At 66.6% G+C, this 14,749-nt stretch carries 16 protein-coding genes; 5 read left to right on the forward strand and 11 right to left on the reverse strand.

The features are described from left to right. Positions 1-45 precede the first annotated feature (45 nt). Together nthB and nthA are read right to left on the reverse strand one after the other, a co-directional pair. Entirely contained in the window at positions 46-711 is a 666-nt protein-coding gene (gene nthB / locus ACCC97_RS00065; protein ID WP_413331313.1) for a nitrile hydratase subunit beta, read from the reverse strand. Beyond that, entirely contained in the window at positions 708-1,379 is a 672-nt protein-coding gene (nthA, locus tag ACCC97_RS00070; RefSeq protein WP_413314722.1) for a nitrile hydratase subunit alpha, read from the reverse strand. Before nthA ends, nthB begins: the two co-directional genes overlap by 4 nt. A gap of 70 nt (positions 1,380-1,449) precedes the next feature. Here nthA and ACCC97_RS00075 point away from each other — a divergent pair, with 70 nt between their 5' ends. The 3 genes from ACCC97_RS00075 to ACCC97_RS00085 all read left to right on the forward strand — a co-directional run bounded on the left by ACCC97_RS00075 (position 1,450) and on the right by ACCC97_RS00085 (position 3,266). Then, positions 1,450-2,292, forward strand: a complete 843-nt coding sequence (locus ACCC97_RS00075; RefSeq protein ID WP_413331314.1) for a thymidylate synthase — start codon at positions 1,450-1,452, stop codon at positions 2,290-2,292. A gap of 5 nt (positions 2,293-2,297) precedes the next feature. After that, positions 2,298-2,822 carry a dihydrofolate reductase gene (locus ACCC97_RS00080; RefSeq protein WP_193386530.1) on the forward strand — a complete coding sequence of 175 codons (525 nt, stop codon included), beginning with the start codon at positions 2,298-2,300 and terminating at the stop codon, positions 2,820-2,822. Between the two features lie 204 nt (positions 2,823-3,026). Then, positions 3,027-3,266 carry a hypothetical protein gene (locus tag ACCC97_RS00085; protein WP_007829428.1) on the forward strand — a complete coding sequence of 80 codons (240 nt, stop codon included), beginning with the start codon at positions 3,027-3,029 and terminating at the stop codon, positions 3,264-3,266. Positions 3,267-3,347: 81 nt separating this feature from the next. Here ACCC97_RS00085 and ACCC97_RS00090 read toward each other — a convergent pair whose 3' ends face one another. Genes ACCC97_RS00090 through ACCC97_RS00115 form a run of 6 tightly spaced genes read right to left on the reverse strand, consistent with a single transcriptional unit; the run spans position 3,348 to position 9,657 of the window. Further along, positions 3,348-4,064, reverse strand: a complete 717-nt coding sequence (locus ACCC97_RS00090) for a GntR family transcriptional regulator (RefSeq protein WP_413314724.1) — start codon at positions 4,062-4,064, stop codon at positions 3,348-3,350. Positions 4,065-4,122: 58 nt separating this feature from the next. Further along, positions 4,123-4,884, reverse strand: a complete 762-nt coding sequence (locus ACCC97_RS00095) for an aspartate/glutamate racemase family protein (protein WP_413314726.1) — start codon at positions 4,882-4,884, stop codon at positions 4,123-4,125. A gap of 23 nt (positions 4,885-4,907) precedes the next feature. Continuing rightward, a complete protein-coding gene (gene hydA / locus ACCC97_RS00100; protein WP_413314727.1) occupies positions 4,908-6,335 on the reverse strand; it encodes a dihydropyrimidinase in 1,428 nt (475 codons plus the stop codon). A gap of 48 nt (positions 6,336-6,383) precedes the next feature. Further along, on the reverse strand, positions 6,384-7,112 hold the full coding sequence (locus ACCC97_RS00105) for an aspartate/glutamate racemase family protein (RefSeq protein ID WP_413331315.1): 729 nt from the start codon (positions 7,110-7,112) through the stop codon (positions 6,384-6,386). A gap of 5 nt (positions 7,113-7,117) precedes the next feature. Continuing rightward, positions 7,118-8,311, reverse strand: a complete 1,194-nt coding sequence (locus ACCC97_RS00110) for a serine hydrolase domain-containing protein (RefSeq protein WP_007829421.1) — start codon at positions 8,309-8,311, stop codon at positions 7,118-7,120. A gap of 32 nt (positions 8,312-8,343) precedes the next feature. Beyond that, the gene (locus ACCC97_RS00115) at positions 8,344-9,657 is read right to left on the reverse strand and encodes an MFS transporter (RefSeq protein WP_086012090.1); all 1,314 of its coding nucleotides are present in this window, start codon (positions 9,655-9,657) and stop codon (positions 8,344-8,346) included. A 417-nt stretch (positions 9,658-10,074) separates the two neighbouring features. Between ACCC97_RS00115 and xth the strand changes: the two genes are divergently transcribed. Together xth and ACCC97_RS00125 are read left to right on the forward strand one after the other, a co-directional pair. Continuing rightward, positions 10,075-10,860, forward strand: coding sequence for an exodeoxyribonuclease III (xth, locus tag ACCC97_RS00120; RefSeq protein WP_007829412.1), 786 nt, complete (start codon positions 10,075-10,077; stop codon positions 10,858-10,860). 3 nt (positions 10,861-10,863) lie between these two features. Continuing rightward, complete coding sequence (locus ACCC97_RS00125; protein WP_007829410.1) at positions 10,864-11,391, forward strand: hypothetical protein; 528 nt, start codon at positions 10,864-10,866, stop codon at positions 11,389-11,391. A gap of 102 nt (positions 11,392-11,493) precedes the next feature. Here the strand turns inward: ACCC97_RS00125 and ntrC are convergent, their stop codons facing one another. The 3 genes from ntrC to ACCC97_RS00140 are packed head-to-tail and all read right to left on the reverse strand — an operon-like array spanning position 11,494 to position 14,639. After that, positions 11,494-13,026: a nitrogen regulation protein NR(I) gene (gene ntrC, locus ACCC97_RS00130; RefSeq protein ID WP_007829409.1), complete on the reverse strand. Its 1,533-nt coding sequence runs from the start codon at positions 13,024-13,026 to the stop codon at positions 11,494-11,496. A 22-nt stretch (positions 13,027-13,048) separates the two neighbouring features. Then, positions 13,049-14,128, reverse strand: a complete 1,080-nt coding sequence (gene glnL / locus ACCC97_RS00135) for a nitrogen regulation protein NR(II) (protein ID WP_056510423.1) — start codon at positions 14,126-14,128, stop codon at positions 13,049-13,051. Positions 14,129-14,132: 4 nt separating this feature from the next. Continuing rightward, positions 14,133-14,639 carry a hypothetical protein gene (locus tag ACCC97_RS00140; RefSeq protein WP_007829405.1) on the reverse strand — a complete coding sequence of 169 codons (507 nt, stop codon included), beginning with the start codon at positions 14,637-14,639 and terminating at the stop codon, positions 14,133-14,135. Between the last annotated feature and the right edge of the window lie 110 nt (positions 14,640-14,749).

Consider the following 14,749-nt stretch of genomic DNA (forward strand, 5'->3'; position numbering starts at 1 on the left):
TTCGCACTGCGGTGCGAGCTTGCTTGGGGCGGCCCGGCGCGGCGCTCATGCCACGGCCTCCAGATAGCTCTCCCACGCATCCACCGACACCGAGAGGTTCTGGCGCGGCGCATCGTCGCCCCACAGTTCGGCTTCGTCGAACTCCACCGTGTAGAGCCACTGCGGCTGCTCGCCGAGCCCCTGCGCGTTGGTGTCTGCGAACACATGCGTGCCATGTACGTGAACGATGGTGCCGCGCTTGCCTTGCACATAGGCCGGCAGCCGCGTGTGATGGTCGAACTTGCCGAGGTGCATATGCACCTTCTGCCCCAGGGCAAAGCGGGCCGGTGCAGGCGCCGGCCGCTCGGCGGGCGAGCCTTTGGCGAGCACCGACTGCACATCGGCCGCGCGCAGCACGCGGGCCACGGGCGCGGCAGCATGGCTCACCTCGCCGCTGGCGATCTCGTCGGGAAAGAGCTGCCCGCGCTGCAGCATCAGCTGCTCCAGCGCGCGAAGCCAGATCTGGTAGTAGCTCAGCTCGCCATAGTCGGGCAGCGTCTCGCGCACGGAGCGGCTCGCGTCGATGTTCCACGAGCCCGTCGCGCCCATGGCCAGCACGAGCGCCAGCGCGCGCGGCTCCCAATCGGCATGAAAAAGCTCGCCCTCGGCTTCAGGCACCACCTTGCCGAAGCCGGGCTGTCCGCCGAGGTCGGCCTTCGTCGCGTAGCTCATGCGTCGCTCCCGGCTTCAACTGGTGCACCGGCCAGCCGCGTGCCGATCATCGAATCGCGTGAAACCAATGCGGCGAGCTCTTCTTCGCTCAGGCCTTCGGTGCCGGTGGGCCGCTGCGGGATGACGAGGTAGCGCACCTCGGCGGTCGAATCCCACACGCGGATGCGCGTGGTCTCGGGCAGGGTCACGCCGAAATCGGCGAGCACGCCGCGCGGGTCCTTCACCGCGCGCGAGCGGTACGGCGCGCTCTTGTACCAGGTGGGCGGCAGGCCCAGCACCGGCCACGGATAGCAACTGCACAGGGTGCACACCACCATGTGGTGCGTATCGCCGGTGTTCTCCACTGCCACCATGTGCTCGCCCTGCCGCCCCGTGTAGCCCAGCGAGGCGATGGCTGCCGTGGCGTCGGCCAGCAGCCACTGCCGGAAGGCCGGGTCGACCCAGGCCCGCGCCACCACCCTTGCGCCGTTGCGCGGGCCGATGCGGGTCTGGTAGGTGTCGATCAGCACGTCGAGCGCGCCCGGGTCGATGTAGCCCTTCTGCGCGAGCACGCTTTCGAGCGCACGCACGCGCAGGTCCATCTCGCCGAGTTCGCTGTGTTCGTGGTCATGATCGTGGCCGTGGTGGTGACCGTGGCCGCTGTCGTCGTGGGGGTGGTCTGCGCTCATTCCGGCGATGCTAAGCCCGGGCACTTAAAATTCGAAGCCTCCCGCCAGATCCTCCGGAAGCCTTTCGCCCATGACCTCCACGCCCGCCCGCCCCGTCCGCTCCCAGTACGAAGACTTCATGCGCCACGTCGACACGCATGGCGTCTTCAAGAGCGACCGCACGGGCACGGGCACCAAGAGCGTGTTCGGCCACCAGATGCGCTTCGACCTGAACGAGGGCTTCCCGCTGGTCACCACGAAGAAGGTGCACCTGAAGTCCATCATCCAGGAGCTGCTGTGGTTCCTGACCGGGTCGAGCAACAACAACTGGCTCAAGGAACGCGGCGTCACCATCTGGGACGAATGGGCGCGCGAGGACGGTGACCTGGGCCCGGTATACGGCGTGCAATGGCGCAGCTGGCCCACGCCCGACGGCGGCCACATCGACCAGATCGCCGACGTCATCAAGACGCTGAAGACCAACCCCGATTCGCGCCGCATCATCGTGAGCGCATGGAACGTGGCCGAGCTGTCGAAGATGGCGCTGATGCCCTGCCATGCCTTCTTCCAGTTCTACGTGGCGCCGCCGCAGGCCGAAGGCGAACGGGGCAAGCTCAGCTGCCAGCTCTACCAGCGCAGCGCCGACATCTTCCTGGGCGTGCCCTTCAACATCGCGAGCTACGCGCTGCTCACGCACATGGTGGCGCAGCAGTGCGACCTCGACTTGGGCGACTTCATCTGGACCGGCGGCGACTGCCACATCTACAGCAACCACGCCGAGCAGGTCGCGCTGCAGCTCAGCCGCACGCCCTACCCCTACCCCACGCTGAACATCAAGCGCAAGCCGGCGTCGATCTTCGAATACCAGTACGAAGACTTCGAGGTGCTGGACTACCGGCACGGCGATCCGATCAAGGCGCCCGTGGCGGTATGAGCGGAATGAGCAAGCCCCGCGTCAACCTCATCTTCGCGCGCGCCGCCAACGGCGTGATCGGCGCGAACAACACGATCCCCTGGCACATCCCGGAGGACATGGCGCACTTCAAGCAGCAGACCGTGGGCGCGCCGGTGATCATGGGCCGCAAGACCTGGGACTCGCTGCCGCCACGCTTCCGGCCACTGCCGGGCCGGCAGAACATCGTGGTGACACGGCAGCCCGGCTGGCAGGCCGACGGCGCGCTGCGCGCGGGCAGCCTGCAGGAGGCACTGTCGCTTTGCGAATCGTCATCGAAGGCCGACGCCGTATGGGTCATCGGCGGCGCGCAGATCTACGCCGAAGCCGAGCCGCTCGCGCAGCGCGCGGTCGTGACCGAGGTTGCGCGCAACTACGAAGGCGATGCCTATGCTCCGGATCTCGACGCAGCCGTATGGCGCGAGACGCAGCGCGAATCGCATGTCTCGGCCAAGGAAGGCCTGGGCTTCAGCTTCGTGACCTACGAGCGCATCGCATCCCCGAACGGATGAGCGGCGACAGTTTGGCCGGCCCTGACGCTCAACAAAAATAGTCGCCCGGTTACCAGAAACAAACTGGCACCTTCGTCGCCCCTTTCAGGGCGAAAGGAACACTTCGGTACACGCGTGTAAAGGCATGCGCGGCTCAGGGTTTAGACAACGCCAATTGTTTGTGCGCAAAATGTCGCTCCCGCCCTCAACCCAAGGAGACGGCTCATGTCCATGGAATTTCTTCGGGTCATCGCCGAGCAGAAATTGCCATACGTCATTCACACGCCGGCAGACATCGACAGGCTGCGCGTGCTGCGTGCGGCAGAGTTGGTGACGGCCTTCATTCCGCCCTCGGACCGCGCGCCCGATGCGCGCGCGATACGCCAGCTGGCCCAGGTCGAATCGATCACCGCCAAGGGCAAGCTGGCGCTCAACAAGGCCACGTCGGCATTCATCGAACTGTAGGAAGCCGCGCCTGCGGCGCATGAACGATGTCATTGAGCGTGCCAATTCCAGGGCGCACGGCTCGCCTGCACCGTTCCTGCTTCAGCTGAACACGCTTTCGAGGTCGACCTCTTCGGCGCTGTCGTCCAGCTTCAGGCTCTGCTCGATGTGGTCCAGGTGATGCAGCATCAGCTTCTCGGCGCGCTGGGCATCGCCGCGGTTCACGGCAGCGACGATTTCCTCGTGCTCGTCGGCGCGGCAACTGGTGGCCGTGGGGGCGTCGTACAGCGAGATGATCAGGCAGGTCAGCACCGACAGCTCGCGCATCGATCGCGCCAGAGCCGAGTTGCCGGCCAGTTCGGCCAGCAGCACATGGAACTCACCCGACAGGCGGACGATGGCGCGCTTGTCGTCGCGGCGTCGCGCGTCGGCCTCGAGCTCGATGTGGCGCTGCAGGCGCTGCTTCTTGGTGTCGTCGAGCGTACGGATGAGGCGGCGCAGCACGCCGGGTTCGATGAGGCGGCGCGCCTCGAACACGTCCTGCGCCTGCTCGATGGTGGGCTTGGCGACGAAGGCGCCGCGTTGCGGCACCAGCTCGACGATCTGCTCGTGAGCCAGCCGGGCCAGCACTTCGCGCACCTTGGCGCGGCTGGTCGCGAAGATCGTGGCCAGCCGGTCTTCCCCCAGCTTCGTGCCGGGCGCGAGACGGTGCTCGAGGATGGCTGCCGAGATCTTCTCGGCGATCTCCTCGACACTGTGTTCGCGGGCGTTGGCCGCGCCGTTCGCGCTGGTCTTGCGGGCTGGGGCTTTGGTGGACATCGGCGCCGATTCTATCGGCGGGCCCCCTACGCTGCAGAGCGCCACGGGACCCGCAACCTCAGCCCGTGCTGCGTCCGGCATCGCGCGCCAGCAGCCGCGCCAAGGCGTCTGGCAGCCCCTGGTTCGGCTTGATCGGCGGCGGCGCGAAACTGCCCCGGCGCGCCGGCGCAGGCGCCAGGGACACGAGCGTCTGGGCATGGCACACGGCGCTCGACACACCATCGACCACCGGCACCGGAATGCGGTCCTTGATCGAACGCGCCAGGCCCGCCAGCGGCGCGCCGGCGATGATGATCACATCCGCGCCGTCGTCCTCGATGGCCGACATGCACAACGCCTCCAGTCGCTGGCCGTGGTCGTCCTGCACGTGCCCGATGTCCTTGAGCGGACCGTCGAGACTGCGGATGCTCGCCAGCCGGTCGATCAGGCCGTTGGCCTGCACGCACTCGCGGTACCACGCCGTGATGCGCCGCGAGATCGCGACGATCGAGAAGCGCTTGCCCAGCAGGCACGCGCTCATCAGCGCGGCCTCGGTCAGGCCGACCACGGGGATGTCGAGCGCCTCGCGCAGGCCGTCGATGCCGGGGTCACCGAAGGCCGCGACCACGATGGCGTCGTGCCGCGCGTGGTGCTCCGCCGCGAGCGTAGCGGCGGCATAGGCGCCGATCAGCGATTCAAAGCGGGTCTCGATGTAGGCGACACCGAAGGGTGCGGTCAGCACCTCGATGCGCGTGTCGCGCGCGGCCGCACGCCGGGCTTCGGCCGCGATCAGGTCCGAGACGCTTTGCGAGGTGTTGGGGTTGATCAGCAGCAGGTTCATGGCAATGTCTCCAGGCGATTGGCTCAGGCCGGTCGGCGGCTCGGCAGCAAGGTGGGCTCGCCCCGGCGCAGGAATTCTCCGCGTCCGGCACGCGGATGGAAGCGTTCGCCGTCCCACACGACCTCGCCGCGCGCCAACGTTAGCGCCGGCCAGGCTTTCACCTCGATGCCCTCGTAGGGCGTGTAGTCGACGTCGTGGTGCAGATCAGCGTTGCGGATGGCGCGCGGCGTGGTGCCCCAGACCACGAGGTCGGCATCGGCGCCGACGGCGATCGTGCCCTTGCGCGGGTGCAGCCCGTAGGCCTTGGCGGGGTTGGTGGACGTCAGCTCGACGAACTTGTTGATGGTGATGCGCCCATCGAGCACGCCGTGCGAGAACAAGAGCGGCAGCCGCGTCTCGATGCCGGGAATGCCGTTCGGAATGTGGCGAAACGCCACCTCTTCGCCGCCGGGCTTCTTGCCCTCGGGTGCGTCGTAGCGGAACGGCGCATGGTCCGAAGAGAAGATCGTGAACAGCCCGTCCGACAGTCCGTTCCAGATCACCTGCTGGTTCTCGCGGTTGCGCGGCGGCGGACTGCAGACGCAGCGCGCGCCCTGATAGCTGTCGTCTAGCCCCAAGTCTTCGGCGGTCAGGAACAGGTACTGCGGGCAGGTCTCGGCGAACACGCTCAGGCCATGTGCGCGCGCCCAGCGGATCTGCTCGACGGCTTCGCGCCCGGACACGTGCACGATCATGATCGGCACGTCGACCAGTTCCGACAGCGCGATCGCGCGGTGCGTCGCCTCGCGCTCGACCAGCATCGGCCGCGCATGCGCATGAAAGCGCGGCGCAGTGCGTCCGCTGGCTTCGAGCCGCTTGGTCAGCCACTCGATGCAGTCGGCATTCTCGGCATGGATCATGGCCATCGCGCCCTGCTCCCTGGCCACCGCCAGCACGTCGAGGATCTGGCCGTCGTCCAGCTTCAGATCGTCGTAGGTCATGTAGATCTTGAAGGAGGTGTAGCCCTCGGCGATGAGCTGCGGCAGCTCATGCTTGAGTACTTCCTCGGTCGGGTCGCTCACGATCAGGTGAAAGGCGTGGTCCACGTGGGCGCGGCCTTCGGCGCGTTGGTGGTAGTCCTGCACGGCGGCGCGCAACGACTGGCCCTTGTGCTGCGCCGCGAACGGGATCACGGTGGTCGTGCCGCCGCAGGCCGCCGCGCGGGTGCCGGTGTCGAAGTCGTCGGCCATGCGCACCGGCGGCTCCATCGGCTGGTCGAGGTGGCAATGGGCGTCGACGCCGCCCGGCGTCACGTAGCGGCCGGCGGCATCGATCTCCTGCCGCCCCGGCGGCAGGCCGAGGCCGAGCTGCACGATGCGGCCGTCGCGGATGCCGATGTCCGAATCGAAGGTGTCGCTGGCGGTGGCAACGCGGGCGTTGCGCACCACGAGATCGAGGTCGCGGAAGGTCATGGTCTTTCTTTGCTTTTATGTCTGTGTCTGATGGTCGGTGGTGGCCGTTCAGGCCTTCGCGTCGAACAGCCGGCCCCAGCCCTTCACGGCGCTCGGATCGACGCCGACCGTCTTCAGCGCGCGCCAGACCACGGTGGCCACCGAGTCGTAGATCGGGATGCCTAGCTCGCGCTCCATTTCTTCGACCAGCTGCGCGCCGCTGAGGTTTGTGCACATGATGGTGATCGCGTCGGGGCGCTGTTGTGCCACCTCGCGCAGCATGCGGCGCAGCGTGTCGGGCTCGACCTCGCTGAACGCGAAGTTCACCGTCAGGTCCAGGTGGCGCTCGGCCACGCAGTCGATGCCGATGCCCGCGTAGTTGGCGACGATGCGCTGCTGCACGTCCTCGACATACGGCGACACCAGGCCCAGCGCGCGCGCGCCCTGCGCGGCCAGCAGTTCGTTGAGCGCCAGCACCGAGGTGGTGGCCGGGATACCGGTCGCCTCGGTGATGCGCGCGCACAGCGCCTGGTCTTTCTCGAAGCCGAGCCAGCTGGCCGAGGTGCCGCTCCAGCAGATCGTGTCCACGCGCGCGTCTGCCAGCAGCCGCGCGGCGTTGAGGATCTTGCTGTCGTCGAACTGGTTCAGCGAGGCGTCGCGCATCGAGATCTCGGTGACGGTGAAGCGCGAGAAATGCGCGGAGACGCCAGGCACGCCCGCGACCATCGCGCTGGTCAGCGGTTCGAGCGCGGTGTTCGAGGAAGGCGTCAGCACGCCGATGAGCTTTCGTTGCGTCATGGTCGTCAGAGCCGGGGGGTATCGGTCGGGTCGGCCGGTGCGCCGGGCTTGCCCTGGTGGTGGGCGGCCAAGTCGAGTTCGCGCGCCAGGGCCTTGCGGCGCGCGGGCGTCGGGCTCGCATGCGAGGCGTTGTCGAGCGCGGGCAGCACGAAGTCGTTGACCATGCGGCGGATCGCCAGCACGTTCTTCGACTCGCGCAGGCCGCCCTCGATGGGCAGCATGCTCGTCATGACGACCACCGCATTGCGCTGCGGCAGCGCCACGATGAACTGGCCCTTGAAGCCCATGGCATGCACCTCGGGCTCGGTGGCGACGATGTCGTTGATCCACCAGTACTGCCCGTACCAGGGCGCGGACGACGGCGCGGTCATGGTCCGCATCCAGGCCTGCGACGTGATCTGCCGATCGTTCCAGCGGCCGCCCGAGAGCACCAGCATGCCGAGCTTGGCCATGTCGACGGCGCGCAGCCGCAGACCCCAGCCGGAGGACACGAGCCCCTTGTCGTCCGCGCGCTCCCAGGCGTAGTGCACCATGCCCATCGGCTTGAAGATCTTCTGCTCGGCGAAGGCCTGCAGCGGCATGCCGGCATCGGCGCCCAGCGTGGCGCTCGCGAGGATGGGGTTGACGTCGGTGTAGTCGAAGGCCTCGCCGGGCGGGCGCCGGGGCGTGGTGCCGGCCGCGAGCTTCAGGCGGTCCGGCGCGCCGTAGTAGATCGGGTCGTCGGTCGGCTTGAAGTCGTAGAACAGGCCGGTCGACATCGACATCACGTGCCGCAGTTCGATGGCCTGCTTATCTGCGAGCGCGTCCTTCAGGTCGGGACGCGCCTTGGCCAGAATGGGCGCGATCTTCTCGTCGAGGCGTGAGCGGCCCTCGTCGATCAGCACGCCGGCCGCCAGCGCCGTGACGTTCTTGGTGATCGAGTACAGCTCGTAGTTGTGGTCGCGCGTAAGCCCCTGGCTGTAGCGCTCGAAGACCAGCTTGCCGTCCTTGACCACGAGGAAGCTGCGCACGTCGAGGTTTTCCTTGCGGATCCACTCCGACAGCCGCACCAGCGGCTGGGAGTCGACGCCCACGGCCTCGGGCACCGCAACGGCAATCCCGGGCTCGGCATCGACCGCCGGCTGGGCCAGGGCCGCGCCGGCGCAGGCAAGGTGCAGGGCAACCGCACCCGCCGCGAGACGAAGATGAGAAACAAACATGGGAGCGTCTCCTTCCGGTTCGGTTGCGTGCCTCAGACCGGCAGCTTCTTGCTGTAGTCGATCAGCATCGTCGAGCAGACGAACAGGCCGGCACCGGCCGCCGTGAACAGCATCAGCGCCATGAAGTACGAGCCGGTCGCCTGCACGATCAGGCCCACCACGATCGGCACGCCGATGCCCGCGACATTGCCGCCGAGGTTCATGGTGCCGCCGAGGAAGCCGACCCGGGCACGCGTGCCGAGGATCGACGGCACGCACCAGAACAGGCCGCACCAGCGCAGGAAGAACAGCGTCACCGACAGCAGCACGACCACGGCGACCGGGTCCTTGATCTGGGTCACCATGAAGATGGCGATGGTGGCGATGATCGACGAGATGCCGAACAGCGTGCGCAGCACCTTGCTCTGCGAGGCACCGGCCGCCTGCCACTTGTCGGCCAGCCAGCCGCCGAACATCTCGCCGACGAAGCCCGAGAAGAACATGATGAACACCGCGCCGCCCATCTGCTTGATGTCGAAGCCGTGCACCTTCGACAGGTAGTTGGGCATCCACGTGAGCAGGCCGTAGAACAGCGCGTTGAAGCACATCCAGCCGAAGAACATGCCCCACACCGAGCGGTAGCGGAAGAAGTCGAGCACCCGGCCGCTCGCGTCGGCCGACTCCTTGGCGGCGTCGGCAGCGTGGCTGGCCTCGATGTAGCGCGCTTCGGCCTCGTTCACACCGGGATGCTGGCGTGGATGGTTGCGGATGTAGCTCCAGGCGAAGTAGCCTGCCACCACGGTGCCGACGCCGGCGATGACGAACGCCAGGCGCCAGGACCCGAGCACGGCGATCAATGCCGAGATCAGGATCGCGCCCAACGCGGCACCCAGGGGGGCACCGCCGTCGAGCAAGGTGGCGCCGCGCCCACGTTCGGTCTGGGTCATCCAGATGCCGTTGAGCTTGCCGCCCGCGGGGTAGATCGGCGCCTCGGCCGCGCCCAGGCCCAGCCGCGTCAACAGCAAGGGAACCCAGCCCGTGCAGAGGGCAGCGATGGCCTGGAAGGCGCCCCAGCCCACGGTCGCGCCAGCGATGACGACGCGCGGGCCGAAGCGGTCAGCCAGCATGCCGCCCGGGATCTGCATCAGCGCATAGGTCCAGAAGAACGAACTGAGCAGCAGGCCCTGCACGGCCGGGCCGATGTCGAATTCCTTGGCGATCAGCGGCATGGCCACCGAAAGCGAGGCCCGGTCGATGTAGTTGATCGAGATCAGGAACAACATCATCAGGAAGATCTTCCAGCGCACCTTGGTGGGCTGGTGGGCGGCGTCGGGGGCTGCGGCGGTCGCCTTGGCGCCGTCCGTCATGGTGTTTTGCATCGGTTTGTCTCCTTGCAGTGGCACGGATGCCAGCCTGCAGGAAAAGGACCCGGCACGCTGGCGAACTTTGCAGTCGCGGGTCGGGCTGGTCCGGGCCAGTGCACCACCGAGGCTGTCGGGCGTAATCTAGGCTTTGTTGAAATTAACGTCAACATTATTGTTGACAATATTGTCGACGATAGTGGTAAGCACCTAGCAGCGGCGTCGCCCTGCGGTGCCGCTGCTGTTGCGCCCGCTTACCCGAGAAGCAATGGAAGTTCGAGTGCTTTTGCTAAGCTGACCAGTTGCATGCACGCCAACCGAGGCAAAGCGAAACGCCGAACGGGCACACCAAGGGGTGCAGGCTGCCAAAGACGCTCTGAAAATGATAAATTTTCATTTGAAATCAATGACTTACAATAATTTATGAAAATCGCCACCTGGAACGTCAACTCCCTCACCGCGCGCCTTCAGCACGTGCTCGACTGGCTCATCGCCAATCCGGTCGACGTGCTGTGCCTGCAGGAGCTCAAGATGACCGACGACAAGTTCCCGCTCGACGTGCTCAAGTCGGCCGGCTACGAAGCGGCGGTGTTTGGCCAGAAGACCTACAACGGCGTGGCGGTCCTCAGCCTTGCACCAATGCGCGACGTGGTGAAGAACATCGGTGGCTTCACCGACGACCAGTCGCGCGTGATCGCGGCCACCGTTGAAACGCCGTCGGGTCCGCTGCGTGTGGTCAACGGCTACTTCGTGAACGGCCAGGCGCCGGGCACCGACAAGTTCGAATACAAGCTGAAGTGGCTCGACGCGCTGCGAGACTGGCTGCGCCAGGAGATGGTGTCGAACCCGAACCTCGTGCTGCTGGGCGACTTCAACATCACGCCGGAAGACCGCGACAGCTTCGACCCGGTGGGCCTGAAGGAAACAATCCACCACACGACCGAGGAGCGCAACCATTTCAAGGCGCTGCTCGAACTGGGCCTGACAGACAGCTTTCGCATGTTCGAGCAGCCCGAGAAAAGCTATTCGTGGTGGGACTACCGCATGCTGGGCTACCAGAAGAATCGCGGGCTGCGCATCGACCACGTCCTGGTGAGCCAGCCGCTGGTGCCGCGCGTGAAGGGCTGCGTCATCGACCGCGTGCCGCGCAAATGGGAAAAGCCGAGCGACCATGCGCCGGTGGTGCTCGATCTGGACCAGGGGGCCTGACCGATGGCCGCGCCCATCCGCATCGCAGGCCGCATCGCATTGGTGGCCACCGCACTCGCGCTGTCCGCCTGCTCCCTCCTGAAGCCCACCGACAAGGCCGAAGGCGGTACGGGCGCCACCGCGACCGCCCCCGCCGGCGAGGCCGCGCCGGACGACCGCAACGTGCCCACCGTGCGCCTGATCACGGCACAAACGCCGGCCGTGCGAACGTACCGCAAGATCGGCGCGCGCCACATCTACAACAAGTACGCAAGCCGCATCTACAAGGGCAAGATACCGCCGCTGGTGTATGCGGTGGTGGTGGTCGAGACCGAGATCGACGCCACCGGGAAGGTAGTGAACGTCACGTTCAGCCGCACGCCGAGCCATGCGCCCGAAGTGCCGCCGATGATTGCCGAACTGATCAAGGCCACGTCGCCGCTGCCCAATCCGGGCAAGCTGGGCGGTCACACGTACGTTGACACCTGGCTCTGGGACAAGAGCGGGAAATTCCAGATCGATTCGTTGACGCTCGGCCAGCGCAGCAGGTAGCTTGGCACACCCCCTGCAGGGGGCGATACCGGCGGCCCGGCAAAACCGGTTCCGCGGCATCCCTGCTGGGGTCGCGTCGTAAGAAAGCCCCGAAGGGCCTTTTCATTCGATCCCGAGTTCCTGGATCTTTCGGGTGATGGTGTTGCGCCCGATGCCGAGCTTCTGCGCGGCCTCGATGCGGCGGCCTCGCGTGTTGGCCAGGGCCGTGAGGATCAGCCTCGACTCGAAGCGGCGCGTGAGCACGTCCCAGACGTCGGTGCGGCCCGCCGCCAGCAGCGCCTGCGCCTCGACCTCCAGGCCGCTTTCCCAACTGCTCACGCCTGCATGCGCTTCGGTGGATTCGGATACGGCGGGCACGGGCGCTGACTCACCGCTGGCCGCAATCGGCGGCGATGCGACGGGCTGGGCCATCGCAGCCGACGCGGCAGCCACGGCTTCGGGCACGTGGGCCTCGGCGCCTGCGCCGACGGCCATCACCTCGGGCGGCAGGTCCTTCGCTTCGATCAGCTGGGCCGGTGCCATCACGGTCAGCCAGTGGCAGATGTTCTCGAGCTGGCGCACATTGCCCGGAAAGCTGAAGGCCGCGAGCCTGGCCAGCGCCGCGTCGGAAATGCGCTTGGGCTCGACGCCGAGCTGGCGCGCGCTCGCCTGCAAGAAGTGGCGCGTGAGCGCGGGCACGTCTTCGCCGCGTTCGCGCAATGCCGGCAGGCGCAGGCGGATCACGTTGAGGCGGTGGAACAGGTCTTCGCGGAAGCCGCCGAGCTTGACGCGCTGCTCCAGGTCCTGGTGGGTCGCGGCGATCACGCGCACGTTGGCCTTCACCGAGTTGTGGCCGCCCACGCGGTAGAAATGGCCATCGCTCAGCACGCGCAGCAGGCGCGTCTGCAGATCGAAGGGCATGTCGCCGATTTCGTCGAGGAACAGCGTGCCGCCCTCGGCCTGCTCGAAGCGGCCGCGGCGCATGGTCTGCGCGCCGGTGAAGGCGCCGCGCTCATGGCCGAAGAGTTCGCTCTCGAGCAGGTCCTTCGGGATGGCCGCGGTGTTGATGGCCACGAAGGGGCCGTTGGCGCGCGGCGAGTGCTTGTGCAGCGCACGCGCCACCAGTTCCTTGCCCGAGCCCGATTCGCCGGTGATGAGCACCGTGACGTTGCTCTGCGAGAGCCGGCCGATCGCGCGGAAAACGTCCTGCATGGCGGGCGCCTGGCCGAGCATCTCGGGCGCGGCGACCATGCGTTCTTCGGCGACTTCCTCGCGCTGGCTTTCGTCGACGGCGCGGCGGATGAGCTCGACCGCGCGCGGCAGGTCGAAGGGCTTGGGCAGGTATTCGAAGGCGCCGCCCTGGAAGGCCGAGACGGCGCTGTCGAGGTCTGAAAAGGCCGTCATGATGATGACGGGCAGGCCGGGATGTTTGGCCTTGATCTTGTCGAGCAGGTCGAGCCCGGAGCCGCCGGGCATGCGGATGTCGCTCACCAGGACCTGGGGACCTTGCTGATCGTCGTCGGCGGCCTGTTCGAGTGCTGCGAGCACCTCGCGCGTGTTCGTGAAACTGCGCGTGGGCAAGTCTTCGCGCAGCAGAGCCTTCTCGAGCACGAAGCGAATCGATTGGTCGTCATCAACTATCCAGATCGGCTTCATGCATCTCCTTGTTGCCGGGCTGCTAGGGCAGCGGTATCAATATCTTGAAATCGGTTCGGCCCGGGACGCTGTCGCACTCGATCACGCCGTGATGCTGTTGCACAAAAGTCTGTGCGAGCGTCAATCCCAGCCCCGTCCCGCCTTCCCTGCCCGATACCAGCGGATAGAAGATGCGGTCCTTGATCGTGTCCGGCACACCCGGTCCATTGTCGATGACATGCAATTCCAGTGCCAGTCGATACCACTGCTTGTTGAAGATCACCTGGCGGGCGATGCGCGTCTTGAAAGTGATCTGCGCATCGCCGGCCGCGCGGCGCTCGGCCAGCGCCTGCGCGGCGTTGTGCGTGATGTTGAGCGTGGCCTGGATGAGCTGCTCGCGGTCGCCGCGGAACTCGGGAATCGACACGTCGAAATCGCGCTCGATGTGCAGGTCGCGCGGAAACTCCGCAAGGATGACCGAGCGCACGCGTTCGCACACCTCGTGGATGTTGACGTCGCCCACCACGTGCGGCCGGCGGTGCGGCGCGAGCAGGCGGTCGACCAGTGTCTGCAGCCGGTCGGCCTCGTGGATGATGACCTGGGTGTATTCGATGAGGTCGCGCGATTCGACCTCCATCTGCAGCAGCTGTGCCGCGCCGCGGATGCCGCCGAGCGGGTTCTTGATCTCGTGCGCGAGGTTGCGGATGAGTTCCTTGTTGGCCTGCGCCTGGTCGATGAGGCGCTCTTCGCGGTCCTGCCGCACCTGATGCTCGAGCGGCGACATCTCGATGATGAGTTCGCCCTTCTTGTCGCCATGCGCGAGCGTGACCTGCACCGGCATGAGCTCGTGGTTGACGCGGCGCAGGAAGGCTTCGTAGCGCAGGGTGGCGAAGTCGTTGCTGCTCGCGCCGTCGATCGCCGTGCGCAGCACCTGCGGCTCGTGAAAGCACGCACCGAACTGCGACCCCTCGAGGGTGCGCCGCGATGTGCCCAGTGCGTCTTCGAGGCCTGCATTGGCAAACAGCACCGAGCCGTTGCTGTTGACCACCGCGATGAGCGTGGACAGCAGGTCGAAGGACTGGAAGCGCGGATTGGCGCCGCTCGCCTTCTTCCCGAACACCATATGGCTATTGCGGTTGCTGCTTGTTCGGCAGGCGGCCGATCTCGCGGCGGATGCCGGCGATGTCGCTTTCGTTGCGCGCCAGCTCGGCCTTCATTTCGGCGACGCGGTCCAGGTACTTCTGGTAGTTGCGGCCTTCGCTGCCCTGCTTTTCAGGCTCGCCGTTGTTGTATTCCTTCTGCAGCTCGGCCTGGCGTGCCTCCGCCTTCTTGAGTTCGGCTTCGAGCACCGAGCGCGCCTCGCCGTCGCGCGCGCGCTGGTCAACACCTTCGACACGCGGGCTGCCCGCCGGTGCGCGTGCCGCGGAAGAGCCACCGGACGACGCGGAGCCGCCCGAAGTTTTCGTGCCTTGCACGACCGTGACGTTGCCGCCTTCCATGACCTTGCAGCCCTTCTGCTGGGCGATGGTGGCGTTGTTGGTGTACTCGTTGCCGCAACGCCAGACGCGCTCCTGCGCGAGCGCCGGTAGCGCGATCAATGAACCGGCCAGAAAAATGAGAGAAGCAGTCTTCATGTGTATCGGTGGAGGGCGGCGACAAAAGTGCATTTTCGTGCAATTCGATGCCAACCGTGACCAAATGTTCCAGGCCAATGAAAAAGGACGGCCGAGGCCGTCCTTTTGTC

This window comes from Variovorax sp. Varisp85 (genome assembly GCF_047304045.1).
Lineage (GTDB): Bacteria > Pseudomonadota > Gammaproteobacteria > Burkholderiales > Burkholderiaceae_C > Variovorax.